Source organism: Caballeronia calidae, from assembly GCF_900044055.2.
Classification (GTDB): domain Bacteria; phylum Pseudomonadota; class Gammaproteobacteria; order Burkholderiales; family Burkholderiaceae; genus Caballeronia; species Caballeronia calidae.
Genome location: NZ_FCOX02000007.1, coordinates 82,685 through 107,329 on the forward strand (window position 1 = coordinate 82,685; position 24,645 = coordinate 107,329).

At 66.2% G+C, this 24,645-nt stretch carries 18 protein-coding genes; 8 read left to right on the plus strand and 10 right to left on the minus strand.

Annotated elements, in window-relative coordinates; all coding sequences use genetic code 11:
* Nucleotides 1-49: 49 nt before the first annotated feature.
* From AWB78_RS09520 to AWB78_RS09555, 8 genes are all read right to left on the minus strand, one after another.
* Nucleotides 50-910: an SDR family NAD(P)-dependent oxidoreductase gene (locus AWB78_RS09520; RefSeq protein WP_062604319.1), complete on the minus strand. Its 861-nt coding sequence runs from the start codon at nt 908-910 to the stop codon at nt 50-52.
* Nucleotides 911-935: 25 nt separating this feature from the next.
* Complete coding sequence (locus tag AWB78_RS09525) at nt 936-1,940, minus strand: NADP-dependent oxidoreductase (RefSeq protein ID WP_062604320.1); 1,005 nt, start codon at nt 1,938-1,940, stop codon at nt 936-938.
* A gap of 24 nt (nt 1,941-1,964) precedes the next feature.
* Entirely contained in the window at nt 1,965-2,450 is a 486-nt protein-coding gene (locus tag AWB78_RS09530; protein ID WP_062604444.1) for a PaaI family thioesterase, read from the minus strand.
* A gap of 5 nt (nt 2,451-2,455) precedes the next feature.
* Nucleotides 2,456-2,758: a Dabb family protein gene (locus AWB78_RS09535; RefSeq protein WP_062604321.1), complete on the minus strand. Its 303-nt coding sequence runs from the start codon at nt 2,756-2,758 to the stop codon at nt 2,456-2,458.
* Between the two features lie 70 nt (nt 2,759-2,828).
* Complete coding sequence (locus AWB78_RS09540) at nt 2,829-4,007, minus strand: acetyl-CoA C-acyltransferase (protein WP_062604322.1); 1,179 nt, start codon at nt 4,005-4,007, stop codon at nt 2,829-2,831.
* Nucleotides 4,004-4,642, minus strand: a complete 639-nt coding sequence (pncA, locus tag AWB78_RS09545) for a bifunctional nicotinamidase/pyrazinamidase (RefSeq protein WP_062604323.1) — start codon at nt 4,640-4,642, stop codon at nt 4,004-4,006. Before pncA ends, AWB78_RS09540 begins: the two co-directional genes overlap by 4 nt.
* Before the next feature lie 12 nt (nt 4,643-4,654).
* On the minus strand, nt 4,655-6,739 hold the full coding sequence (locus AWB78_RS09550; protein WP_062604324.1) for a 3-hydroxyacyl-CoA dehydrogenase NAD-binding domain-containing protein: 2,085 nt from the start codon (nt 6,737-6,739) through the stop codon (nt 4,655-4,657).
* A 168-nt stretch (nt 6,740-6,907) separates the two neighbouring features.
* Nucleotides 6,908-8,566, minus strand: coding sequence for a 3-(methylthio)propionyl-CoA ligase (locus AWB78_RS09555; protein WP_062604325.1), 1,659 nt, complete (start codon nt 8,564-8,566; stop codon nt 6,908-6,910).
* Nucleotides 8,567-8,673: 107 nt separating this feature from the next.
* Here AWB78_RS09555 and AWB78_RS09560 point away from each other — a divergent pair, with 107 nt between their 5' ends.
* The 5 genes from AWB78_RS09560 (at nt 8,674) to AWB78_RS09580 (ending at nt 12,577) form a co-directional block, all read left to right on the plus strand.
* Nucleotides 8,674-10,266, plus strand: coding sequence for a protein adenylyltransferase SelO (locus AWB78_RS09560; RefSeq protein ID WP_062604326.1), 1,593 nt, complete (start codon nt 8,674-8,676; stop codon nt 10,264-10,266).
* 49 nt (nt 10,267-10,315) lie between these two features.
* Complete coding sequence (gene msrB, locus AWB78_RS09565) at nt 10,316-10,732, plus strand: peptide-methionine (R)-S-oxide reductase MsrB (protein WP_062604327.1); 417 nt, start codon at nt 10,316-10,318, stop codon at nt 10,730-10,732.
* A 131-nt stretch (nt 10,733-10,863) separates the two neighbouring features.
* Nucleotides 10,864-11,400: a septation protein A gene (locus AWB78_RS09570; protein ID WP_062604328.1), complete on the plus strand. Its 537-nt coding sequence runs from the start codon at nt 10,864-10,866 to the stop codon at nt 11,398-11,400.
* Nucleotides 11,397-11,711, plus strand: a complete 315-nt coding sequence (locus AWB78_RS09575; protein WP_062604329.1) for a BolA family protein — start codon at nt 11,397-11,399, stop codon at nt 11,709-11,711. The genes AWB78_RS09570 and AWB78_RS09575 overlap by 4 nt, the downstream gene beginning before the upstream one ends.
* An 83-nt stretch (nt 11,712-11,794) precedes the next feature.
* Nucleotides 11,795-12,577, plus strand: a complete 783-nt coding sequence (locus AWB78_RS09580; protein WP_062604330.1) for a peptidylprolyl isomerase — start codon at nt 11,795-11,797, stop codon at nt 12,575-12,577.
* Nucleotides 12,578-12,652: 75 nt separating this feature from the next.
* On the opposite strand, the gene AWB78_RS09585 is transcribed toward AWB78_RS09580, so the two are convergent.
* The gene (locus tag AWB78_RS09585) at nt 12,653-15,094 is read right to left on the minus strand and encodes a family 20 glycosylhydrolase (RefSeq protein ID WP_232477659.1); all 2,442 of its coding nucleotides are present in this window, start codon (nt 15,092-15,094) and stop codon (nt 12,653-12,655) included.
* Between the two features lie 263 nt (nt 15,095-15,357).
* Nucleotides 15,358-19,395, minus strand: coding sequence for a phosphoribosylformylglycinamidine synthase (gene purL / locus AWB78_RS09590; protein WP_062604332.1), 4,038 nt, complete (start codon nt 19,393-19,395; stop codon nt 15,358-15,360).
* A 439-nt stretch (nt 19,396-19,834) separates the two neighbouring features.
* Here purL and AWB78_RS09595 point away from each other — a divergent pair, with 439 nt between their 5' ends.
* From AWB78_RS09595 to pgi, 3 genes are all read left to right on the plus strand, one after another.
* The gene (locus tag AWB78_RS09595) at nt 19,835-21,127 is read left to right on the plus strand and encodes an FAD-dependent oxidoreductase (protein ID WP_062604333.1); all 1,293 of its coding nucleotides are present in this window, start codon (nt 19,835-19,837) and stop codon (nt 21,125-21,127) included.
* Nucleotides 21,128-21,230: 103 nt separating this feature from the next.
* Nucleotides 21,231-22,802 (plus strand): NAD(P)H-hydrate dehydratase, encoded by a 1,572-nt coding sequence (locus tag AWB78_RS09600; RefSeq protein WP_062604445.1) that lies wholly within the window; start codon nt 21,231-21,233, stop codon nt 22,800-22,802.
* Between the two features lie 197 nt (nt 22,803-22,999).
* A complete protein-coding gene (gene pgi / locus AWB78_RS09605; RefSeq protein ID WP_062604334.1) occupies nt 23,000-24,634 on the plus strand; it encodes a glucose-6-phosphate isomerase in 1,635 nt (544 codons plus the stop codon).
* Nucleotides 24,635-24,645 lie beyond the last annotated feature (11 nt).

A 24,645-nucleotide genomic window follows, 5' to 3' on the forward strand; every position in this document is an offset into this window, starting at 1 on the left:
GGCGGAAAAAGCGTCAAAGGGACACGATGATGCCACGATCCGCGCGCCGTCAGCGCGGACGTTTCAGCGACATCGGATCGGTGGGATTGCGCAGTTGCGCGATGTCGTCGAGCCGCAGTTGCACCGACGCCATGATGGCCGGATGCGTGATGACGTAGAAGCGCCCTTCGCGCACCGCATCGAATGTCAGTTCGGCGATGTCGCCTGCCGACAGCTTGCCGCCCTCCACCGCCCTCGTCAGTTGGCGCGCCGCGAGTTTTTGCGAGGCCGTGTAAGGCGCGTCGTTGGCGAGCGCGCCGGGCCGCGAGCGTTCGGCATCCGCGATGCCGGTCGGTACGAACGCGGGACACAGCAGCGACACGCCGATCGACGACGCGCCCGCGAGCCGCAGATCGTGATAAAGCGTCTCGGTCAGCGCGACGACCGCATGCTTCGACGCGTTGTAGACGCCCATCGCGGGCGCGGCGAGCAGGCCCGCCACCGACGCCGTGTTGACGATGTGCGCCGGCTCGTTCTGCGCGAGCATGACCGGCACGAACGCGCGCAGACCGTTCGCCACGCCCATTACGTTCACGCCGAAAACCCATTGCCAGTCGTTCGCGCTGTTCTCCCAGACGAAGCCGCCCGCGCCGACGCCTGCGTTGTTGAAGAGCAGATGCACGCTGCCGAACGCATCGAGCGATGCGCGCGCGAGGGCGTCGACCTGAGCGCCGTCCGATACGTCCGTCGCGACGCCGATCGCCGCGCCGCCCGCCGCGCGCACCGCGTCGAGGGTCGCGGCGAGCGCGGCGGCATCGACGTCCGCGAGCACGAGCTTCATGCCGAGCGCCGCGCCTTTCATCGCGAACGCCCGCCCGAACCCGCTGCCCGCACCGGTGATGACGGCGACCTTGCCTTCGAAGCGATCCACGTGCGTTCCTTTGCTTGAGGGAAAGCTAGATGAGCTTCACCAGTTGCTTGCCGAAGTTCTTGCCGCGCAGAAGGCCGAGAAACGCTTCGGGCGCATTCTCGAGTCCTTCCGCGATGCTCTCGCGAAAATGCAGCTTCTTCGTCGCGACGCGCTCGCCGAGTTCCTTCAGCGCCTGCGGCCAGATATCCAGATGTTCGTAGACGATGAAGCCTTGCAGCTTGAGCCGCTGCGTGAGGATGAGCCGGGGCGCGTCCATCGGCGTCGGTTTGCCGTCGTAGCCCGAGATCATTCCGCATACCGCCATACGCCCGAACGCGTTCATGCGCGCGAGCACGGCATTGAGCACTTCGCCGCCGACGTTCTCGAAGTAGCCGTCGATGCCATTGGGCGTCGCGGCCTTGAGGTCTTCGTAGAGCTTGCCCGCCTTGTAATCGACGCACGCATCGAAGCCGAGCGTCTCGACGACATAGCGGCATTTCTCCGCGCCGCCCGCGATGCCCACCGCGCGGCAGCCGGCCGCCTTCGCGAGTTGCCCGACGACGCTGCCCACCGCGCCGCTCGCCGCCGACACGACGACCGTCTCGCCCGCCTTCGGCTCGATGATGCGATTCAACCCGTACCACGCCGTGACGCCCGGCATGCCGACCGCGCCGAGATACGCGGACAGCGGCACGCGCGAGGCATCGACCTTGTTCAGGCCTTTCCCATCGGACGTGCCGTACTCCTGCCAGCCGAGCACGCCGACGACGCTATCGCCCGGCTTGAACGCGGGATTGCGCGATTCGCTGACGACGCCCACCGTGCCGCCGATCATCACTTCATCGAGCGGCTGCGGCGCGGCGTACGATTTCGCGTCGCTCATGCGGCCGCGCATGTACGGATCGAGCGAAAGATAGTGGTTGCGCACGCGCACTTCGCCGTCCTGAAGCGGCGCGAGCGGCGTTTCGACCAGCTTGAAGTTCGACACCGACGCCTCGCCCTCGGGGCGCGACACGAGCAATATCTGACGGTTGATCTGTGCGTCTGCCATGCGGGTTCTCCTTCGGGTTGGCGTTCAGGCGTCGCTCGGTCCCGGCGTCGCCTTCGGATCGGAGCGCATCTTCTGCCGGACGATATCGCGCCCGACCGCAAGCCGCTTCATGTACTTGAACGTGCCGAGCGCCTTCGCGACGAAATGGCCTTCACTGTCGCGGATTTCGCCTTCGCAATAGGCCATCGTCGTGGAGCGATGCAGCACGCGCCCGTAGCCGCGCAACTCGCCGCGTCCCGGCTGCATGAAGTTCACCTTCATCTCGACGGTGACGACGCCGATGCCATCGCCCGCGACGCTGCGCGCGGCGAGCGCGAGCGCGGCATCGAGCAAGGTCATCGTGACGCCGCCGTGCGCGATGCCCCACGTATTCAGATGCGCTTCCTGAAGCGGCATGCGCACTTCGGCTTCGCCATCCTTCGCCTGGACGAGCTGCACGCCGAGGGCGTCGATGAACGGGCTTTCGATCGAGACGCCGCCCGTGCCTGCGGGTGTATCGGATGTGGACATCGCGTTCACACTTCGTAGTCGACGCATTGACGGTCTTCGCGAACCGCCGCCACGAAGTCCTTCAACGCCTGATGCTTCGGATGCACCTGATAGGCTTCGAGCGCGGCGCGATCGTCGAAATCGGAGACGAGCACGACGTCATACGTGCATTCGAAACCCGGCTGCGCGGTGCCGACCTCGAAATGCCCTTGCCCCTTCACGATGCTGCGGCAGGTTTCGAGCTTCGCCTTGAGTTTCTGCGCGTTCTCCGCGCGGCTCGCGCCCTCGGCGTTTTCCTTGAGTTTCCACATGACGATGTGACGTAGCACGGCGGCTCCTGATATCGAACGAGACCTGAAGCGTAGCAAAAATCGCCGTGCTTCGAAGCACGCGGACTCGTCACACGATTTCGAACAGACCCGCCGCGCCCTGCCCGCCGCCGATGCACATCGTGACCACGACGAACTTCGCGCCGCGCCGCTTGCCCTCGATGAGCGCATGGCCCGTCAGACGCGCGCCCGACACGCCGTACGGATGCCCGACCGCGATCGCGCCGCCGTTCACGTTCAGCCGCTCGTCAGGAATGCCGAGCCGGTCGCGGCAGTACAGCACCTGCACGGCGAAGGCTTCGTTCAGTTCCCACAAGTCGATGTCATCGACGGACAAGCCCGCGCGCTTCAAAAGCTTCGGCACCGCGAACACCGGACCGATGCCCATTTCATCCGGCTCGCAGCCCGCGACCGCGAAGCCGCGGAAAATGCCGAGCGGCTGAAGCCCTTCCTTCTCCGCGAGCTTCGCGTTCATCACGACGCATGCGCAAGCGCCATCGGAGAACTGGCTCGCGTTGCCCGCCGTGATGACGCCGCCCGGCAACGCGGTGCGGATCGTCGAGACACCTTCGAGCGTCGTGTCGGCGCGGATGCCTTCGTCGGCGGCGAGCGTCACTTCCTTCGTGTACAAGCGCCCCGTCGCCTTGTCGGCGATGCCGGCGAGCACGGTGATCGGCACGATTTCATCGTCGAACCTGCCGGCTGCCTGCGCGGCCGCCGCGCGCTGCTGCGAGCGCACGCCGTACGCGTCCTGCCGCTCCTTCGAGATCTCGTAGCGCTTTGCGACGTTCTCGGCGGTCTGCAGCATGGACCAGTAGATTTCGGGCTTGTGCCGGTTGAGCCAGCCTTCGGTCAGCATGTGGCGGTTCATCTCGTTCTGCACGCACGAGATCGATTCGACGCCGCCCGCGACGAAGACATCGCCCTCGCCCGTCATCACGCGCTGCGCGGCGAGCGCGATCGTCTGCAGGCCCGACGAGCAGAAGCGGTTCACCGTCATGCCCGGCACGGAGACGGGCAGGCCCGCGCGCAACGCGATCTGCCGCGCGATGTTCGCGCCCGTCGCGCCTTCCGGATTCGCGCAGCCCATGATGACGTCCTCGACGCGCGCCGGATCGATGCCCGCGCGCTCGACGACGGCCTTCGTCACATGGCCGCCGAGTGTCGCGCCGTGGGTCATGTTGAGCGCGCCGCGCCACGATTTGGCGAGCGCGGTGCGCGCCGTCGATACGATCACTGCATCGGTCATGTCGTCTTCCTCACGATGTCTTCGGAAAGCATGCGGCACACACCCGCCGCGTTCATGTCTTGCCAGGCTCGTTCGAGCGAGCCGTTCAGATCGATCGCGCGGCACGCGTCCTCGATCACGATCACGTCGAAGCCCGCCGCGCGCGCATCGAGCGCGGACCACGCGACGCAATAGTCGGTCGCGAGTCCCGCGAGCCATACGCGCTTCGCGCCGACATCGCGCAGATAGCCTGCGAGGCCCGTGGGCGTCACGCGATCCGCTTCGACAAATGCCGAATAGCTGTCGACGTGCTCGTGATGCCCCTTGCGCACGACGAGCCGCGCATGCGGCACGTGCAGATCGCGATGCAGCGCCGCGCCTGGCGTGTCCTGCACGCAGTGCACCGGCCATAACACCTGCTCGCCATAGGGCCGCGTCATCATCTCGAACGGCTTGCGTCCCGTGTGATTCGCCGCGAACGACACATGCGAGCGCGGATGCCAGTCCTGCGTCAGCACGACATGCGAGAACGCGCGCGCAAGGCGGTTGATGACGGGCACGACTTCATCGCCCGCTGCGACGGCGAGCGCGCCGCCGGGCATGAAGTCGTATTGCACATCGACCACGAGAAGTGCGTCTTCGACGGGTTTGATCATGGCGTTCGATTCTCAGACGTTGAAGCGTCCATCGGCGGCCGCGAGTTCGGTCACGCGTGCGGCCGGCCGCCACGCGTCGCCGTTGGCCTGCTTCGCGTATTTGCGCATCGCGCGCTCGACGTTGTAGAGGCCGATGGTGTCCGCGTAGAGCATCGGGCCGCCGCGCCACAGCGGAAAGCCGTAGCCCGTCAGATAGACCATGTCGATATCCGACGCCTTAGAAGCGATGCCTTCGTCGAGAATCTTCGCGCCCTCGTTCACGAGCGAGAGCACGAGCCGCTCGACGATCTCGTCATCGCCGATCTTGCGCCGCTCGATGCCGCGTTCGTTCGAATACGCGACGATCATCTCGTCGACGAGTTTCGACGGCTGCGCGTCGCGCTTGCCCGGCTCGTAGTCGTACCATCCCGCGCCGGTCTTCTGGCCGAAGCGGCCCAGCTCGCACAGACGATCGGCGATGCGCGAATAGTGCAGTTCCGGCTGCTCCCGATAGCGGCGCTTGCGAATGGCCCAGCCGATGTCGTTGCCCGCGAGATCGCTCATGCGGAACGGACCCATCGCGAAGCCGAACGTCTCGATCGCGCGATCGATCTGCGCGGGCAGCGCGCCTTCCTCGAGCATGAAAAGCGACTGCCGGATGTACTGCTCGATCATGCGGTTGCCGATGAAGCCATCGCATACGCCCGACACCACGGCTGTCTTTTTGATCTTCTTCGCGAGCTGCATGATGGTGGCGAGCACGTCCTTTTCCGTCTTCTCGCCGCGCACGACTTCGAGCAGCCTCATCACGTTCGCGGGACTGAAGAAGTGCATGCCGATGACATCGCCGGGACGTTTCGTGAACGCGGCGATGCGATTCAGATCGAGCGTCGATGTGTTCGATGCGAGGATCGCGCCGGGCTTCGCGATTTCGTCGAGCTGACGGAACACCTGCTCCTTCACGCCGAGCTCTTCGAACACGGCTTCGATGATGAGATCCGCCTGCGCGAGATCGGCATAGGACAGCGTCGGGGCAATGAGCGCGATGCGCTCTTCGACCTTCTCTTGCGTGAGCTTGCCCTTCCTGACCTGCGCTTCGTAATTGCGGCGGATCGTGGCGATGCCGCGATCGAGCGCGTCCTGCTTCGTTTCCAGCATCACGACGGGCAGCCCCGCGTTGAGGAAGTTCATCGCGATGCCGCCGCCCATCGTGCCCGCGCCGACGACGCCCACGCGCTCGATCTTCCTGACCGGCGTGCCCGACGGCACATCGGCGATCTTGGCGGCCGCGCGCTCGCCGAAGAACGCGTGCCGAAGCGCGCGGCTCTCGGGCGTCTGCACGAGCGCGAGAAAGCAGTCGCGCTCGAATGCGAGACCGCGCTGGAAGCCTTCCTTCACGCCCTTCTCGATTGCGTCGATGCACTTGTGCGGCGCCGGAAAATGCTTCGCGACAGCCGCGACGCCGTTTCTCGCGAACTGGATGAAACCCTCGGCGTTCGGATGTTCGATCGGGCGCTCGCGCACCTTCGGATACGGACCGCCGCGGTCCGCCGCCTGACGTGCGAACGACAGCGCGGCGTCCAGCAGATCGCCTTCGGCGAGTTCGTCGAAGAGCGCGGTTTGCGCGAGCTTTTCGGACGGCACCGGCGTGCCCGACACGATCATGTTCAACGCCGTCTCGAGCCCGACCACGCGCGGCAGGCGCTGCGTGCCGCCCGCGCCGGGCAAAAGGCCGAGCTTCACTTCGGGCAGCGCGATCTGCGCGCCGGGCGCGGCGATGCGGTAATGCGCGCCGAGCGCGAGCTCGAGACCGCCGCCCATCGCGACCGCGTGAATCGCCGCGACGACGGGCTTCGCGCTGGCTTCGAGCGCCTTGATCACGGTCATGAGCGTCGGCTCTTGCGTCGCCTTCGGCGTGTTGAATTCGGTGATGTCCGCGCCGCCCGAAAACGCCTTGCCCGCGCCGATGATGACGGCGGCGCGCACGCTCGCATCGTCGTTCGCGCGTTCGATGCCTTCGACGATGCCGAGGCGCGTCGAATGGCCAAGTCCGTTGACGGGGGGATTGTCGAGCGTGATGACGGCGACGCCGTCGCGGATCGTGTAGTCCACTGCCATGAAGGTGACTCCTGTCGAGCGGATAACGGAATTATGGTGGGTGATGAGCGCAGAATACACACAAAAGCACGATCGTTCAATTGCGGAGATCATGCATTTCGCTTGCGCCGAAATGCAAAAGCCCCGGCTCCGCGCTGGCGGACCGGGGCTTTGGGCACGGACGCGGTGCTAGACCGGGTTTTCCGTCGCGTTCGGCAGCACGTAATCGCAATACTGTTCGCGCAGCCGCACTTTCTGCAGCTTGCCGGTCGCGGTGTGAGGCAATGACTCGGCGAACACGACATCGTCCGGAATCCACCATTTGGCGACCTTGCCCGCGAAATGCGCGAGCAGTTCCTCGCGCGTGACTGTCGCGCCCGGCTTCAGCACCGCGACGATCAAGGGCCGCTCCGTCCATTTCGGATGCGCGCACGCGATGCACGCCGCTTCCGCCACCTGCGGATGCGACACCGCGATGTTCTCCAGATCGATCGAGCTGATCCATTCGCCGCCGGACTTGATCACGTCCTTGCTGCGGTCCGTGATCTGCATGAAGCCGTCCTCGTCGATGGTCGCGACATCGCCCGTCGGAAACCAGCCGTCGACGAGCGGGGAATCGTCGCGGCGGAAATAGCGGTCGATGACCCACGGCCCGCGCACATACAGATCGCCGAAGGACTTGCCGTCCCAGGGCAGCTCGCGGCCGTCGTCGCCGACCACTTTCATGTCGACGCCGAAGAGCGCGTGGCCCTGCTTTTCCAGCGAGCGGCGCTGCGCTTCCAGCGGGCGCTGCTTCTGCTTGAAACTGAGGCGCGCGAGCGTGCCGAGCGGCGACATTTCCGTCATGCCCCACGCGTGGATCACCTGCACGCCGTAGTCTTCCTCGAAGGTGCGCAGCATCGCGGGCGGACACGCGGACCCGCCGATCACCGTGCGTGTCAGCGACGAGAAGCGCAGGTTCTGCTGCTTCATGTAGGTGAGCAGGCCCATCCAAACGGTCGGCACGCCGGCGGAGTATGTGACGCCTTCGGCTTCCATCAACTCGTAGAGCGACTTGCCGTCGAGGTCCTTGCCGGGGAACACGAGCTTCGCGCCGACGAGCGGCGCCGCGTGCGGAATGCCCCATGCGTTGACATGGAACATCGGCACGACGGGAAGGATCGAATCGCTCGACGATGCGCCCATCGCATCGGGCAGCGCCGCGCCGTACGCGTGCAGCACCGTCGAGCGATGCGAGTACAGCGCGCCCTTCGGATTGCCCGTCGTGCCCGACGTGTAGCAGAGAAACGAAGCCTGGCGCTCGTCGAGCATCGGCCAGTCGAAGTTGCCGTCCTGCTCGCCGATGAGGCTCTCATAGCTCATCACCGGCACGCTCATGTTCGACAGATGCTCGGCGATGCACGCGGCGTCGCCGAGCGCGATCCAGCCTTTCACGTTCGGACACTCCGGCGCGATGAGCTCGACGAGCGGGCCGAAGGTCATGTCGAAGCAGACGTACGAATCGTCGGCGTGATCGATGATGAACGCGATCTGATCGGGAAAGAGACGCGGATTGATCGTGTGGCACACGGCGCCCATGCCGCTCACGCCGTAATAGCACTCCAGATGTCTGTAGCCGTTCCACGCGAGCGTGCCGATGCGCTCGCCCTCTCCGACGCCGAGCGCGACGAGCGCCTGCGCGAGCTGTTTCGCGCGCTTCTCGCAATCGCGGTAGGTATAACGGTGGATATCGCCTTCGATGCGCCGCGACACGATTTCGTTGTCGCCGAAGTGGCGTGAGGCATGGGACAGCAGGGACGACGCGAGCAGCGGTATTTCCATCATCTGGCCGTGAAGCGGCGACGTCATAGGCGAGATCCTCGGACGAGTCGAATGCTGGGTTGGGGTCGACGATCGGGCTCCTGCAGGCCCGCGGGCGCGGAATTACAATATCGTTTAACTCAGAGGCGCTCAATATGTCGTTTTCCCCAAGCAATGCCGTGCGCTCAGCGCGCGACGAGACGCCCGCCGACGCGCGTTCCATGAGCGAAATCGCCGGCGGGATCCGGGTCGGCGAGCCCGGCTCGTTCGCCGCGCTCGGCACCGCTTTTCTCACGCGTCTCCCCGGCGCGCCGGTGCCCGACCCGTATCTCGTCGGCATCTCTCGCGAGATGGCCGAATCGCTCGGTTTCGATCCGCACATCGCGAGCGGCCCTGAAAAGGATGCATTCGCCGCGTACTTCGCAGGCAATCCGACGCGCGACTGGGCCAGCAATGCACTGCCTTATGCCGCCGTGTATTCGGGGCATCAGTTCGGCGTCTGGGCGGGTCAGCTCGGCGATGGCCGCGCGCTGACCCTGGGCGAAGTCGAGCATGACGGCGCGCGGCTCGAAGTGCAGCTGAAGGGCGCGGGACGCACGCCCTATTCGCGCATGGGCGACGGCCGCGCGGTGCTGCGCTCGTCGATCCGCGAATTCCTGTGCTCGGAAGCGATGCACCATCTCGGCATTCCGACGACGCGCGCGCTGACCGTCATCGGCTCGGATCTGCCGGTGCGCCGCGAGACCATCGAGACGGCGGCGATCGTCACGCGCGTATCGCCGAGCTTCGTGCGCTTCGGACACTTCGAGCACTTCTATTCGAACGATCGCGTCGACGATCTGAAGAAGCTCGCGGATCACGTCATCGACCGCTTCTATCCGCATTGCCGGGACGCGGACGATCCGTATCTCGCGCTGCTCGACGAAGCCGTGCGCTCCACGGCGGCGCTGATGGCGCAATGGCAAGGCGTCGGCTTCTGCCACGGCGTGATGAACACCGACAACATGTCGATCCTCGGCCTCACGATCGACTACGGTCCGTTCGGCTTCATGGACGGCTTCAACGCGCATCACATCTGCAATCATTCGGATACGCAGGGCCGCTATTCGTACAGCCGCCAGCCGCAGGTCGGGTACTGGAACCTCTTCTGTCTCGCGCAGGCGCTCGTGCCGCTCTTCGGCGCGAATCTGCCGGAAGAAGGCCGCGCCGAGCGCGTGGTCGAAGCGGCGCAGAAGGTGCTCGAGCGATACAAGGACCGTTTCGCGCCCGCGCTCGTCGCGACGATGCGCGCGAAGCTCGGCCTCGAGATCGAGCGCGAAGGCGACGACAAGCTCGCCAACGGTCTCTTCGAGATCATGCATGCGAATCGCACGGACTTCACGCTGACGTTCCGGAACCTGTCGAAGCTCTCGAAATCCGACGCGAGCCGCGATGCGCCCGTGCGCGATCTCTTCCTCGATCGCGCCGCGTTCGATGCGTGGGCCGTGCAGTATCGCGAGCGCCTCGCCCACGAACCGCGCGACGACGCCGCGCGCGCCGCCGCGATGAACCGCGTGAACCCGAAGTACGTGCTGCGCAATCATCTGGCGGAACAGGCGATCCGCCGGGCGAGCGAGAAGGACTTCTCGGAAGTCGAGCGCCTGCTGGACGTGCTGCGCCATCCGTACGACGAACAGCCGCAATACGAGGCCTATGCCGGCCTGCCGCCTGACTGGGCGAGCGATCTCGAAGTCAGTTGTTCTTCGTAGCTTCGCCCTCACATACAGGGCCTTCCCGGCCACATCAAAGGAACGACAGATGAGCAGAGACGACACCCCGACGAGCTACCCGCTGCAAAAAGACGACGCGGCCTACCGCCGTGAACTCGACGACATGCAGTATCAGGTCACGCGCCACGCCGCGACCGAGCGCCCGTTCACCGGCAAATACTGGGATCACAAGGAGCGCGGTGTCTACGACTGCGTGTGTTGCGGCACGCCGCTTTTCGAGTCCGACACGAAATTCGACGCCGGCTGCGGCTGGCCGAGCTACTTCAAGCCGATCAACGGCGAAGTGATTCAGGAAAAGACCGACCGCTCGCACGGCATGCTGCGCATCGAAGTGCTGTGCAAGAACTGCGGCGCGCACCTCGGCCACGTCTTCGAGGACGGCCCCGCGCCCACCGGCCTGCGGTATTGCATCAACTCGGCTGCGCTACAATTCGAACCCAAGTAAGCGCGAGCCAGGCACGGGGCGCCCGGCCGCGCCCCTGCATTCAAGCCGTACCGACGCCTGCTGCTGTTCGAGCGGGCGTTCGCCACACGCGCGCCCACATCTCATCCGATGCCCATCACGTCCGGACGCCAATGAAATTTCTGTTCGATCTGTTTCCGATCATCCTCTTTTTCGTCGCATTCAAGGTGTGGGGCATCTACACCGCGACGGCCGTCGCGATCGCGGCGACGCTCGTGCAGATCGCGTGGGTCGCGTTCCGGCACCGCAAGGTCGATCCGATGCTGTGGGTGAGTCTCGGCGTGGTCGTCGTGTTCGGCGGCGCGACGCTCGTGCTGCACAACGACACCTTCATCAAATGGAAGCCGACCGCGCTCTACTGGCTCTTCGCGTTCGCGCTGATCGTCGCGCAGATCGGTTTCAGAAAAAATCTGATCGAAGCGATGATGGGCAAGCAGATCGTGCTGCCGCATCGCGTGTGGGGGCAATTGAATGTCGCGTGGGCCGTGTTCTTCGCGCTGCTGGGCGTCGTGAACCTCTTCGTCGCGTATAACTTCACCACCGATCAGTGGGTGAACTTCAAGCTCTTCGGCGCGACGGGCTGTCTGGTCGTGTTCATCGTCGCGCAGAGCTTCTGGCTCGCAAAGTATATGAAGGAGGACGGACAATGAGCGCATCCTTCGATTTCATGAGCGCGTCGGCGGCGGACAAGATCGCGCATCTCGAAGCGCGCCTGAATGCGGTGCTGCAGCCGGAGTCGGTGCATATCGAGGACGACAGCGCCGCGCACGCGGGCCATGCCGGCGCGGATGCCGGCAGCCACTACACGGTGACGATCGTCGCGCAATGCTTCGCTGGCCGTGCGCGCGTCGCGCGGCATCGACTGGTGTATGATGCGCTGGCCGAGGAAATGCGGCGCGGCGTGCACGCGCTCGCGATCCGGGCTTATACGCCGCAGGAGTTCGCAGAACAATTCGAATAGACACGCGCGCGCTTCACCCATACGCCTTGCCTCTTTAAATCTCGCCTCTTGAAGGCGTCAGTTCGTCCAGTTAGGAACCTCCGATGACTTTGAAAAAAACCCGCGTCTGGGTGTTGCTGGCTGCATTCGCGGCGGCGCCCGCGTTTGCGCAAAACATCGCCGTCGTGAACGGCACGCCGATTCCCACGTCGCGCGCCGATGCGCTCGTGAAGCAGCTCGTGGCGCAAGGTCAGCAGGATTCGCCGCAGCTTCAGCAGGCCGTGCGCGAGGAACTCATCAATCGCGAGATCCTGATGCAGGAAGCCGCGCGCGAAGGCATCGCGTCGCGTCCCGACGTGAAGGCGCAAATCGCCGTCGCGCAGCAGACCGTGGTGCTGCGTGCGCTGATCGAAGACTTCGTGAAGAAGAACACGCCGACCGATGCCGAGATCAAGGCGCGCTATGACCAACTGGTCAAGCAGAACGGCGGCGGCAAGGAGCTGCATCTGCATCACATCCTCGTCGAGGACGAAGCGCAGGCAAAGGACCTGATCGCGAAGATCAAGGGCGGCGCGAGCTTCGAGGATCTCGCGAAGCAATATTCGAAGGACCCGGGATCGGGCAAGAATGGCGGCGATCTGGACTGGTCGTCGCCGTCGGCCTACGTGCCGGAATTCGGCGCGGCCGCCGAGAAGCTGAAGAAGGGTGAAGTGACGCCCGCGCCGGTGAAGACGCAGTTCGGCTGGCACGTCATCCGCCTGGACGACTCGCGTGAAGTCGCCCCGCCGCCGTTCGATCAGGTGAAGGCCCAGATCGCGCAGCAGATCCAGCAGGAAAAGCTGCAGGCGTTCGAGGAAGGCTTGCGCAGCAAGGCCGTGATCAAGTAACGCACCCTTTCGATGCGATCGAACGACAAAGCCGCCTTCGGGCGGCTTTGTCGTTCTTACCCTCTTCTCACACCATCACCCGCCCAGCTTCGCCCTCACCACCATGCCCGCCCGCGTCAGCTTCGGCAACTCGCGGTTCTGCACCACGCTCATGAACCCTGCCCAGTCCTGCGCGAGCGCGGCCTTGTCGACCTTGTTCGTGTCGCCGAGCTTGTAGCGCTCGCCCTGCGTGTATGGCAACTCCCACGCCGCGCGATGCCACGCACGTTCCGCGAGCGCCAGCAGCCGCGGATACACCATGTACTCGAACTGCTGATCCGTGCGCATCACTTCGGCCCACGCCTGTCCCTGAATGCCTTCGATGCGCGGCGCCGGTCCCGCGCTCGTCACCTCGAACGGCTTGCCGTCGCGATCGGCCATGATCTCCGCGTTCTGCGGCAGATTGTCCGGCGCGAGCGAAAACGTCTTGAAGCTGTCCGTGGCGTGCGATCCCCAGTAATAGCCGCGCTCGTGCTGATCGAACGCATAGGGGAAATCGAAGTACAGATAATCCGGCAGCGCGAGCACCGTCTTGTAGCCCTGACCGCTGAGCGACTGCACGGTGTCGGATGCGCCCCAGAATATCGTGTCCCACATCGTCACCATCACGTTGGACGTCGCGAAATCCTGCGGGCCGTTCGCATGCTTGATGCCGTCCTGCCACGCGGCCATCGTGCCGATGCCGTTCGCGCGCACGATCTGGCTGACCTCGCGCGCGAACATCGACGGCAATTCGTCCACGGATGCGGCCTTGCCCGATGCGATCAGCGCCGCGCACTGCGGCGAGCGTGCCCACGGCTTGTCCTGCGCTGCGAGGTTCACGTGGCCCTTGCCTGCGTCAGTGCCGTCGAGCGCCTGAAAGCCCGCGCCGAGCAGGATGTTCTTCGCCTCGTCGCCGCCGAAGTGCCACACCGAGAGCGGCGCGCCCGCCTCGCGATGCATCGCCGCGATTTCGCCGATCACCTTCGACGCGAAGCGCTGCGCTCCGTCCGAGCATGGATTGATGAAGCTGCGCCGGTCGTAGAACTGGACTGTCGTCGTGTTCGACGTATCGGCGGGATCGAGCAGCCGGTAAGCGCTCGCGGCCGTCTGATTACCCTGCGCACGCAGACGCTGATATCGCGCTTCCAACGAGACGACCGCGGCACGTGCGTGCCCGGGCATGTCGATCTCCGGAATGATCTCGACGAAGTGGTCCGCCGCATAGCGCACCAGCGCGACATACTCGGCGCGGCTCAGATAGCCGCCACCCGAGCGGTTGTCCGGGCCCGAGGCGAGCTGCGGCAGCAGACACTTCGTTTCGGTGAGATCGTGGCAGCGTTTCGCACCGATCTCGGTGAGCTCCGGCAGGCCGGGAATCTCGATGCGCCAGCCTTCATCGTCCGACAGATGCAGATGCAGACGATTGAGCTTGTATGCGCCCATCTGGTCGATCAGCCGGCGCAGCGTGGCGGGCTGCCGGAAGTTGCGCGCGACATCGACGTGCATGCCGCGATGCGTGTAGCGCGGCGCGTCCTCGATGGTCATCGCGGGCACGCTGCCGCCGCCCGCGGGCGCGAGCGACAGCAGCGTCTCCACGCCGTAGAAGAGCCCGGACGCGTCGAAAGCATCGACGTTGACGCCCGCCGGCGCGATCGTCAGGCGATAGCCGCCGGAGCGCGCGATGTCGGTGGGCAGCGCGCCGCCCACGATCTGTCCGCTCACGCGCACGGCCGCGCCGTTCAGGCCGAGCGTCGCGGCGCGCGACTTGAGCGCCGCCGCTTGCGACGCGGTCAATCCGGACACCGACAAATCGATGCCGCCGACCTGCGCCGCGCCTTCGCCCGGCGCCGAGCGCAGCGCCGCAGGCAGGGCGCGCGCGGCGGTCTGCTGCGCCGATGGCAGCGCGGCTTCCGCGCGGGCGCGTTGCACTTGGGCGGGCGTCGCGGCGAACGCGGCCGCGTCGTCCGCGCTCGGCGGAATGCGATCGACGTAGCGCGTCTCGTCGTCGGTATCGTTGTGCTTGAGAATGGCGGGCGTCGCGTTGCCGTCGGCGACGACGTAAGCGCGCGGCAGCAGATCGCTGTATCGCTGATACCAGTACTCCCCGACGAACGGCACTTCGATGCGCTCGCCCGCTCCGAGCGTGAAAGCGCCGGCGCTCGGCGTGAGCGCGTAGAGATCGCCCGTGACGTGCTTCCACGCGAACGCCGGATGCTCGACCATCAGAATGCGACGAATGCTATGCACGTAGAGCGTCCAGCCGCCCGCGGCGATACTGCGGCCGCCGGTGTTCTCGAGAATCAGCTTGCCGCGCGCGCAGCTCGCCCAGTCAGCGCCGAGGTCCGCGCAGTTCGTGCCGGATTTCGCCGCATCGTTGGCGTCGATGTCGACGCGCACCATCAGGTTTTCGCCGAGCGCGGCTGCACGCGCCGTCGGCGACAGATTGTCCGAGCCCGAACTCGAGCTGTCGCCGCAAGCCGTCAAGAAACACGACATCGCGACGAGCGCCGCGCCTGTCATCGCCGATAAACGCCGCGATAAATTTAGTTTGCCTAAATGATTTGCTTGAAATTGCCTCATATCTCCTCCGTAAGCCGCGCATCGCGGCGTGCGGATGACTATACCCGCAACTTACAGACGCATTATTTTGGGAAAGATGCTGATCGGCAAGGTTGGCGCGGGCAGCGTCGCGGCGAACGTCAAAAGCAAAACACCCCGAAGTGTCGGCTTCGGGGTGTCTTGTCCGGCGATGAAAGCGATCAGCCGAGGAAGCGTCGCGCGTTCTGGAACACGCGCAGCCACGGGCTGCCGTCGGTGATCCAGTCGTCGGGCGTCCAGCTCATCTGCACGTTGCGATGCACGCGCTCCATGTGCGGCATCAGCACGGTGAAGCGGCCATCGGGTGTCGTGACGGACGTGATGCCCTGCGGCGAGCCGTTCGGGTTGAACGGATACTGCTCGGTCGCATTGCCGCGATGATCGACGTAGCGCATCGCGACGAGCGCCTTGCTCTGGTCGCCCTGCTGCGAGAAGTCCGCGAAGCCTTCGCCGTGCGCGACCGCGACCGGAATGCGCGAGCCTTCCATGCCGGCGAAGAAGATCGACGGCGAGCTCTGCACCTCGACGAGCGAGAAGCGCGCCTCGAACTGCTCCGACTTGTTGCGCGTGAACTTCGGCCAGTTTTCCGCGCCGGGGATGATCGACGCCAGGCTCGACAACATCTGGCAGCCGTTGCAGATGCCGAGCGCGAACGTATCCGGACGCGCGAAGAATGCGGCGAACATGTCGGCCAGTTGCGCGTTGAAGCGGATCGTCTTCGCCCAGCCCTCGCCCGCGCCGAGCACGTCGCCGTACGAGAAGCCGCCGCACGCGACCGCGCCCGCGAAATCGGCGAGCGTCGCGCGGCCTTCGAGCAGGTCGCTCATGTGGACGTCGTGGGCGTCGAAGCCGGCGCGGTCGAACGCATAGGCCGTCTCCAGATGCGAATTCACGCCCTGCTCTCGCAGGATCGCGACACGCGGACGGGCCTTCGTCGCAATAAAAGGTGCGGCGACATCTTCAGCCGGATCGAAGGTCAGCACCGGCGAGATGCCCGGATCGGCGGCATCGAGCAGCGCGTCGTATTCGGCATCCGCGCAGGCCGGATTGTCGCGCAGACGCGCAATGCGCCAGCTCACTTCGCTCCACGCGCGATGCAGCTCGACACGCGGCGCATCGAAGATCTTCTTCGCGTCGCGATAGATCTCGATCGCGCCGCTCTCGTTCGGCTTGCCGATGACATGCGAGCACGCCGACAAACCGTGTTCGCGCAGCGCGCCGAGCACCGCGTCACGGTCCGACGCGCGCACCTGCACCACCGCGCCCAGCTCTTCCGAGAACAGCGCGCGGATCGTGCGATCGTCGCGGCGGCCGCTCGTCTGCTTCGCCCAGTCCTTTGCGTCGCCATAATCCGATTCGTGCTCCGCGTCGAGCGTCAGCATGTCGACGTTCAGCGACACGCCCACGTGGCCCGCGAACGCCATTTCGCAGACCGTCGCCCACAGGCCGCCGTCGGAGCGGTCGTGGTAGGCGAGCAGCTTGCCGTCGGCGTTGAGCGCCTGGATCGCGGCGAAGAAGCGCTTCAGGTCTTCGGGATCGTCGACATCCGGCACCGCGTCGCCGACTTGCTGCGTCACCTGCGCGAGGATGCTGCCGCCCATGCGGTTGCGGCCGCGGCCGAGATCGATCGCGATCAGCACCGTGTTCGCATCGTCGACGAGCTGCGGCGTCAGATGGCGGCGCACGTCTTCGACCGGCGCGAACGCCGAGATGATCAGCGACACCGGCGACACGACTTCGCGCGCACCGCCGCGTGCGTCCTGCCACTTCGTGCGCATCGACAGCGAATCCTTGCCGACCGGAATGCTGATGCCGAGCGCCGGGCACAGCTCCATGCCGATCGCCTTCACGGTGTCGTAGAGCGCCGCGTCTTCGCCCGCGCTGCCGCACGCGGCCATCCAGTTCGCGGACAGCTTGAGCTTGTTCAGCGATTCGATCGGCGCCGATGCGATGTTCGTCACCGCTTCGCCCACCGCCATGCGGCCGGACGCGGGCGCGTCGATGACGGCGAGCGGCGTGCGCTCGGCCATCGTCATGGCTTCGCCACGGAAGCCTGCGTAGTCCATCGTCGTGACCGCGCAATCCGCAACGGGCACCTGCCACGGACCGACGAACTGATCGCGCGCGGTCGTGCCGCCGACCGAGCGGTCGCCGATCGTGATGAGGAACGACTTGCTCGCGACTGTCGGATGCTTCAGCACATCGACCGCGACGTCCGACAGCGGCAGGCCGGTCACATCGACGGGCGTGAATTGCGCGCCTTCGCGCTTCACGTCGCGATGCATCTTGGGCGGCTTGCCGAGCAGCACGTCCATGGGCATGTCGACGGGTTCCTGGCCGTCGTTGGCTTCGTCGATGAGCTTCAGCTGACGCGCTTCCGTCGCCACGCCGACGACCGCCACCGGGCAGCGCTCGCGCTCGCAGATGGCCTGGAACGCGGGAAGATCGGCGGGCGAGATCGCCAGCACATAGCGCTCTTGCGCCTCGTTCGACCAGATTTCGCGCGGCGACAAGCCGCTTTCTTCCAGTTGCACCTTGCGCAGCTCGAAGCGCGCGCCCTTGCCCGCGCCATCGACGAGTTCCGGGAACGCGTTCGAGATGCCGCCCGCGCCGACGTCGTGGATAGACAGGATCGGATTGCCTTCGCCCATCTGCCAGCAGGTGTTGATGACTTCCTGCGCGCGGCGCTGGATTTCCGGATTGCCGCGCTGGACCGAATCGAAATCGAGTTGGGCGGTGTTCGCGCCGGTGGCCATCGACGACGCCGCGCCGCCGCCCATGCCGATGCGCATGCCCGGGCCGCCGATCTGGATCAGCAGCGTGCCGGCCGGCAGATCGTGCTTGTGCGTGTGCTGGTCGGAAATATTGCCGATGCCGCCCGCGATCATGATCGGCTTGTGATAGCCGCGCACGCGGCCCGCGACGTTCTGTTCGTACGTGCGGAAATAGCCGCCGAGGTTCGGACGGCCGAATTCGTTGTTGAAGGCGGCGGCGCCGATCGGCCCGTCGATCATGATCTGCAGCGGCGACGCGATGCGATCCGGGCGGCCATACGGCTCGTTCTTGTCGGCGGGGTTGCGCGATGTCAGCGGAACGGCGGAGTCGCGGTCGTTTTCCCATTTCTCGCGCGCGTCGGGCAGATCGAGGTTCGACACCGTGAAGCCCGCGAGACCGGCCTTCGGGCGCGCGCCGCGCCCCGTCGCGCCTTCGTCGCGGATTTCGCCGCCGGAGCCGGTCGCCGCGCCCGCGAATGGCGAAATGGCCGTCGGGTGATTGTGCGTCTCGACCTTCATCAGCGTGTGCGTCATCTCTTCGTGACGCCGATACTGCTCGTCGGCGCCGCGCGGGAACCAGCGCTCGGCCATGCCGCCCTGCATGATCGCCGAGTTGTCCGAATACGCGACGATCGTGCCCGCGTGATTCAGCTTCTCGGTATTGCGGATCATCTGGAACAGCGACATGTCCTGCTTCTCGCCGTCGATGGTCCATTCGCCGTTGAAAATCTTGTGGCGGCAGTGCTCGCTGTTGGCCTGCGCGAACATCATCAGCTCGACGTCGGTCGGATTGCGCTTCAGCGCTTCGAACGCGCTCACCAGATAGTCGATCTCGTCTTCGGCCAGCGCGAGGCCGAGCTCCGTGTTCGCGGCTTCGAGCGCCTTGCGACCCGCGCCGATGATGTCGACCGTCTGCAACGGCTTCGCGGGCAGTTCGTCGAACAGATGCAGCGCCTGATCGCGCGAGGCCGCGACGCTTTCCGTCATGCGGTCGTGCAGCGCATCGGCGACGGCCGCGCGCGCCTCGTCCGACAGCGCCTTCTTGCCGCCGAGAAAGCCGCTTTTCATGATGACCGAGTACTCGACGCCGCGCTCGATGCGCCGCACCTTGTCGAGCCCGCAGTGATGAGCGATGTCGGTCGCCTTGCTCGCCCACGGCGAAACGGTGCCGAAGCGCGGCACGACCATGAAGGTCTCGACGTGGCCGCGCTCCTTCGATTCCTCGAACGGCGCGCCGTAGTGCATCAGCGCCTCGATGCGGCCGTTGTCATCGTCCGTGAGCGGCTCGGACGCGTTGACGAAATGCAGGAACTGGCCGCGCACGCCGACGATATTCGCGTCGATGCGGGCGAGCGTTTCGAGCAGGCGGGTCTGACGGAAATCGGAGAGGGCCGAAGCGCCGGGGAAACACGAGAAGTGGGCCATTGTGACGATGCGTCGATGACGTCTGTGTGCCGCTCGCGCGCCTCGCAAAATCCAGAACTTTCGCAAATTCGGATTCGAGCACGCAAAACGGCGTGAGGCGAAAGGAAGACCGCGATTATAACCCGGAAGCGTCTCGAAATCGGCCCGGGCGGACCGTCCGGGCGCCCTGCGGCAGCGGCCACGCCACGGCAGACGCGTCGCTGCGCATCCCGAAATTACCTTCGCGCGCCACGAGACGGGCCTGCAGGGCGGTTCGCGCGCCGGATCGACGCGCCGTCTACGGTCCCCCGCGAACGATTTTGGCGCTATCATGGCGCGCTTTCTCCGGGCCCGGCGCACGCGGCACGCCGCCGGTCCTTCGTTCCACTGAACGCGTCACGCGCGCTCGCGCGTCGCGCCACGCAGCACTGCAATCTCGCGCCTTCGGGCACAAAAAGTCATGGATGTCATCGTCATCGGCGGAGGAATCGCCGGCATCGCCACCGCCTGGCAGCTGCACGCGGCCGGCCTCAGCGTCTGCGTGATCGAACGCCACGCGACCGTCGCGCAGGGCGCCACCTATGGCCAGGGCGGCCCGCTCCTGCCCTCGCCGCTCGACGTCTGGTACGGGCCGACGTTCCTGGCGTCGAGCCGCTCGAAGCAAAGCGGCATGGTGGTCAAGACCGGCTTCGACTCCGCCGCGCGCGATTTCGTCAGGCAGCTCGCGATGCTGCGCGACCCCGAGGCGTTCGCCGCGCAGTACGCGCACATGCAGGCGCTCGTCGATGTGTCGCGGCGCGTAATCGCGGACATCGAAAGCCGTCTGGAACTCGATTTCGAGCAGCGCCGCGGCATGCTGCACGTGTTCCGGCAGCCGCGCGAGCTCGAGGAGGCGCAACCCGCCATCGACCTGCTCAAGCGCTTCAAGGTGCCGCATCGGCTGCTGACGCCCGAGGAATGCGTCGCGATCGAGCCGTCCGTGCCCGACTATCCCGAATTCGCGGGCGGCGTGCTGCTGCCCGACGAGCGCACGGCGAACTGCCCGCTCTTCACCAAGCAACTGAAGCAGGTGCTCGAAGACGGCGGCGTGCAGTTCCGCATGCACCGCGCGGTCGCGTCGGTGCGTCTGGACGGCGCGCGCGCCGCGGTCGAGCTCGCCGATCCGAACGAGGGCAAGAAGCGCTCCGCCGATGTCGAACTGATCACGGCGGATGCGATCGTCGTCGCGGCGGGCACCGGCACGCCCGCACTCATCGGCGGCATCAAGTCGGCGGCGTCGCTCTTTCCGCTGCGCGTGCACACGCTCACCGCGCCCGTCGCCTACGAGGAGCGCGCGCCGCATCTCACCGTCGTCGATTCGATCAAGCGCATCACGATGTCGCGCGTGAACCAGCGCCTGCGCGTGGGCGGCGCGGGCGTCCTTCAGAGCGCGTCGAAGGCCGACAAGCCGCTCGACGCCGCCCTCTCCCGCCGCGCGCTCGATCTGCTCGGCCAGGGCACGCACGACTGGATCCCGGGCGCGGCGCGGGTATCCGCTGCGCGCGCGTGGGACGGTCTGCGGCTCGTTTCCGCCGACGGCCTGCCGGTGGTCGGCGCGACGCGTCATCCGCGGCTTTTCGTCAACGCGGCGCACGGCCCGGCGGGCTGGGGCCTCGCGTGCGGGTCTGCTAAAGTGGTCGCGGATCTCGTCTCCGGCGTCACGCCCGACATTCCCGCCGACACGCTCGCCGCGCTGAGCCTCGAACGCTTCTAGCGGCGCATCGGCGATGCACGCGGCCCGCATGGCCGCGACGGGCACGCTTGCTGCAAGCGACGCCGGGTTTCCGAACGACTTCGAGCCCCTTCCGTCCGCCGCCATGACCGCTGCCCGTTCCCCCTACTTCACCCCGAAAGACGATCCGCTCGCGCTGCTGACGCTGGCCGAGCTGCGCACGCTCGAAGCGCGCGCCGCCGCCGCGCTGCCGCCTCACACGCTGATGGCGCGTGCGGGCGCGGCCGCGGCCCAATGCCTGATCGATCTGTTCGAGCACGATCCCGATTCGCGCGCGCGGCCCGTCTGGCTCGCGGCCGGCCCCGGTAATAACGGCGGCGACGCGCTCGTGATGGCCGAGCGCCTGCATCGCGCGGGCATCGCGGTGCGCGTGTGCATGCCCGTCGAGGTCAAGCCCGACGATGCCCGCTGGGCGCTCGAATCGGCGCGTGCGGCGGGCGTGCCGATCGACAGCCAGCCGCCCGCGTCGTTCGACGGCTTCGGCTGGCTCGTCGACGGCATGTTCGGCATCGGTCTCACGCGGCCGCTCGAAGGCGTGTTCGCGGATATCGCCGCACGCATGACGCGCCGGTCGCGCCAGGCGCACGACGGCGGCCGCGTGCTCGCGCTCGACGTGCCGAGCGGCCTGAACAGCGACACCGGCGCGTCCGTGAGCGGCGGCGAGGCGGTGCGCGCGACGGACACCATCACCTTCATCGGCGCGAAGCCGGGGCATTTCACGTCGCAAGGGCGCGATCTGACGGGACGTCTCTTCGTCGCGACGATCGAGGTCGAGGCGAGCGTCGCGCCGTCGATCGTGCTCAACACGCCCGCACTCTTCGGCGCCTGCATGCCGCCGCGCGACAACGCGACCAACAAGGGCACGTTCGGCTCGCTCGCGGTGATCGGCGGCGACACGGGCATGTGCGGCGCGCCGATCCTCGCGGCGCGCATGGCGCTCTACGGCGGCGCGGGCAAGGTGCATGTCGCGTTTCTCGGCGATGGCTTTCCGCCTTACGATCCGCCGCATCCGGAACTCATGCTGCATCGCGCCGACGGCTTCGCGCTCGACAAGATGGACGCGCTGTCGATCGGCTGCGGCATGGGCACGAGCGAGCGCGCGAAGCACGTGCTCGCGGACGTGCTCGAGCTCGATGTCCCCAAGCTGCTCGATGCCGATGCGCTCAATCTCGTCGCGAAAGACGACGCGCTCGCGTCCGCCGTGGCCGCGCGCGGCGCGCAAGGCGATCCGTGCATCCTGACGCCGCATCCGCTCGAAGCGGCGCGGCTGCTGCAAACCGACGCCAAGGCGGTTCAGGCCGACCGCATCGCCGCCGCGCGCCAGCTGGCCGCGCGCTATGCGTCGATCGCGGTGGTCAAAGGCTCGGGCACGGTGATCGCGTCGCCGGACGGCCGCGTCGCCGTGAATCCGACCGGCAACGCCGGACTCGCGTCGGGCGGCACCGGCGACGTGCTCGGCGGTTTGATCGGAGCATTGCTCGCGCAGAAGCTGCCCGCCTACGAAGCCGCGCTCGCGGGCGTGTATCTGCACGGTCTGGCCGCGCAGACGCTCACCGATGACGGCATCGGCCCGGCGGGACTGACCGCGGGCGAACTCGCGCCGGCGGTGCGCGGTCTCATCAACCGCCGTTTCTACGCGGAGCACGCGCGAAGCTGAGCGCGATCGCGCGCCTCGCCTTGCCCACCGACGTAACGCTTTGCAAGCATCCGTTCATGCATCGTCGCTATACTCTTTTTTGATTCGGGCAACCGCGGCGTGTTTAGTCGCGTTCACCAAACGCGACACGCACAGGCAAGCCGGGCCGCAATCGCACGAACGTATTCCTCTGTCAATCTCAGACTAACGGACCGCTCATGACCCAAACCTCGATGCTCAATTCGCTTCCTGCCTGGTCGGCGCTCCAGTCGCACTACGATGCCATCTCCGGCGAGCGCCTGCGCGACTGGTTCGCGCCGCAAAACGACACTACGCCCACGCGCGCCGAGCGCCTGACCTTCGAAGGCGGCGGCCTGTCGATCGACTTCTCGAAGAACCGCGTCAAGGACGAAACCCTCAAGCTGCTCGTCGAGGTCGCGCAGCAGGCAGGCGTCACCGATCGCCGCGACGCGATGTTCCGCGGCGATATCGTCAACATCACCGAGCATCGCGCGGTGCTCCATACCGCGCTGCGCGCGCAATCGCCGGACGCGCCTTTTTACGAGCAGGTGCAGAAGGAAAAGGCCAGGATGGCCGCCTTCTCGGACCGCGTGCGCGACGGCTCGTGGACGGGCTACACCGGCAAGCGCATCCGTCATGTGGTGAACATCGGCATCGGCGGCTCGGATCTCGGGCCGAAGATGGTCGTGCACGCGCTGCATCATCTGGCGTCGAAGGAGCTCGATACGCACTTCGTATCGAACGTCGACGGCGCCGATCTCTGGAACGTCCTTCAGCAAGTCGACGCCGAGGAGACGCTCGCAATCGTCGTCTCAAAGACTTTCACGACGCTCGAGACGATGACCAACGCGCATTCGATGCGCGACTGGTTCCTCAAGTCCGGCTGCCCCGAAGATCAACTGTCGAAGCATTTCGTCGGCGTGTCGGCGAATCCGGAGGAAGTGGTCAAGTTCGGCATTGCGAAGGAAAACGTCTTCGAGATGTGGGATTGGGTCGGCGGCCGCTACTCGTTGTGGTCGGCGGTCGGTTTGTCGATCATGCTTTCGGTCGGTCCGAAGAACTTCGATGCGCTCCTGCAAGGCGCGGCCGCGATGGACGAGCACTTCCGCACGGCGCCGCTCGACAGGAACCTGCCGGTGCTGATGGGCATGATCGGCATCTGGTATCGCAACTTCTTCGGCTCGCAGAGCGATCTGGTCGCGCCGTACTCGCAGGCGCTGCACTATCTGCCTTCGTATCTCCAGCAACTGGAGATGGAAAGCAACGGCAAGTCCGCGCGGCTCGACGGCAAGATGGTCGACTATCCGACCGCCGCCGTGATCTGGGGCGAGCCGGGCACGAACGGCCAGCACGCGTTCTTCCAGATGCTGCATCAGGGGCCGACGCTCATTCCGATCGACTTCATCGCCCTGCTGACGCCGGAGCATCCGCTCGTCGATCATCATGCGAAGCTGCTCGCCAACTGCTTCGCGCAAAGCGAGGCGCTGATGCTCGGCCGCACGCTCGAAGAGGCGAAGAAAGTCGCGGGCCCGGGCAAGGAAGAACTCGCGACGCATCTGAGCTTCCCCGGCAACCGTCCGACCACGACGATCATGCTCGATGCGCTCACGCCGCAATCGCTCGGCGCGCTCATCGCGTTGTATGAGCACAAGGTGCTCGTGCAGGGCACCGTGTGGGACGTCAACTCGTTCGATCAGTGGGGCGTGGAACTCGGCAAGATTCTCGGCAAGGTCGTCGAGGCCGATATCACCGCCGCGAGCGTCGATGCCGCGAAGCATGATTCGTCGACCTCGGCGTTGATCGCGCGTGCGCGCAAGGCGTTGAAGCGCTGAGGCGCGCGTTG

Excerpts from the sequence above, each read along its gene's own strand:
- AWB78_RS09525 (WP_062604320.1), bottom strand. The coding sequence starts at position 1,940 with ATGGCAGACGCACAGATCAACCGTCAGATATTGCTCGTGTCGCGCCCC.
- AWB78_RS09530 (WP_062604444.1), bottom strand. The coding sequence starts at position 2,450 with ATGTCCACATCCGATACACCCGCAGGCACGGGCGGCGTCTCGATCGAA.
- AWB78_RS09540 (WP_062604322.1), bottom strand. The coding sequence starts at position 4,007 with ATGACCGATGCAGTGATCGTATCGACGGCGCGCACCGCGCTCGCCAAA.
- pncA (WP_062604323.1), bottom strand. The coding sequence starts at position 4,642 with ATGATCAAACCCGTCGAAGACGCACTTCTCGTGGTCGATGTGCAATAC.
- AWB78_RS09550 (WP_062604324.1), bottom strand. The coding sequence starts at position 6,739 with ATGGCAGTGGACTACACGATCCGCGACGGCGTCGCCGTCATCACGCTC.
- AWB78_RS09555 (WP_062604325.1), bottom strand. The coding sequence starts at position 8,566 with ATGACGTCGCCGCTTCACGGCCAGATGATGGAAATACCGCTGCTCGCG.
- AWB78_RS09560 (WP_062604326.1), top strand. The coding sequence starts at position 8,674 with ATGTCGTTTTCCCCAAGCAATGCCGTGCGCTCAGCGCGCGACGAGACG.
- msrB (WP_062604327.1), top strand. The coding sequence starts at position 10,316 with ATGAGCAGAGACGACACCCCGACGAGCTACCCGCTGCAAAAAGACGAC.
- AWB78_RS09570 (WP_062604328.1), top strand. The coding sequence starts at position 10,864 with ATGAAATTTCTGTTCGATCTGTTTCCGATCATCCTCTTTTTCGTCGCA.
- AWB78_RS09575 (WP_062604329.1), top strand. The coding sequence starts at position 11,397 with ATGAGCGCATCCTTCGATTTCATGAGCGCGTCGGCGGCGGACAAGATC.
- AWB78_RS09580 (WP_062604330.1), top strand. The coding sequence starts at position 11,795 with ATGACTTTGAAAAAAACCCGCGTCTGGGTGTTGCTGGCTGCATTCGCG.
- AWB78_RS09585 (WP_232477659.1), bottom strand. The coding sequence starts at position 15,094 with ATGTCGTGTTTCTTGACGGCTTGCGGCGACAGCTCGAGTTCGGGCTCG.
- purL (WP_062604332.1), bottom strand. The coding sequence starts at position 19,395 with ATGGCCCACTTCTCGTGTTTCCCCGGCGCTTCGGCCCTCTCCGATTTC.
- AWB78_RS09595 (WP_062604333.1), top strand. The coding sequence starts at position 19,835 with ATGGATGTCATCGTCATCGGCGGAGGAATCGCCGGCATCGCCACCGCC.
- AWB78_RS09600 (WP_062604445.1), top strand. The coding sequence starts at position 21,231 with ATGACCGCTGCCCGTTCCCCCTACTTCACCCCGAAAGACGATCCGCTC.
- pgi (WP_062604334.1), top strand. The coding sequence starts at position 23,000 with ATGACCCAAACCTCGATGCTCAATTCGCTTCCTGCCTGGTCGGCGCTC.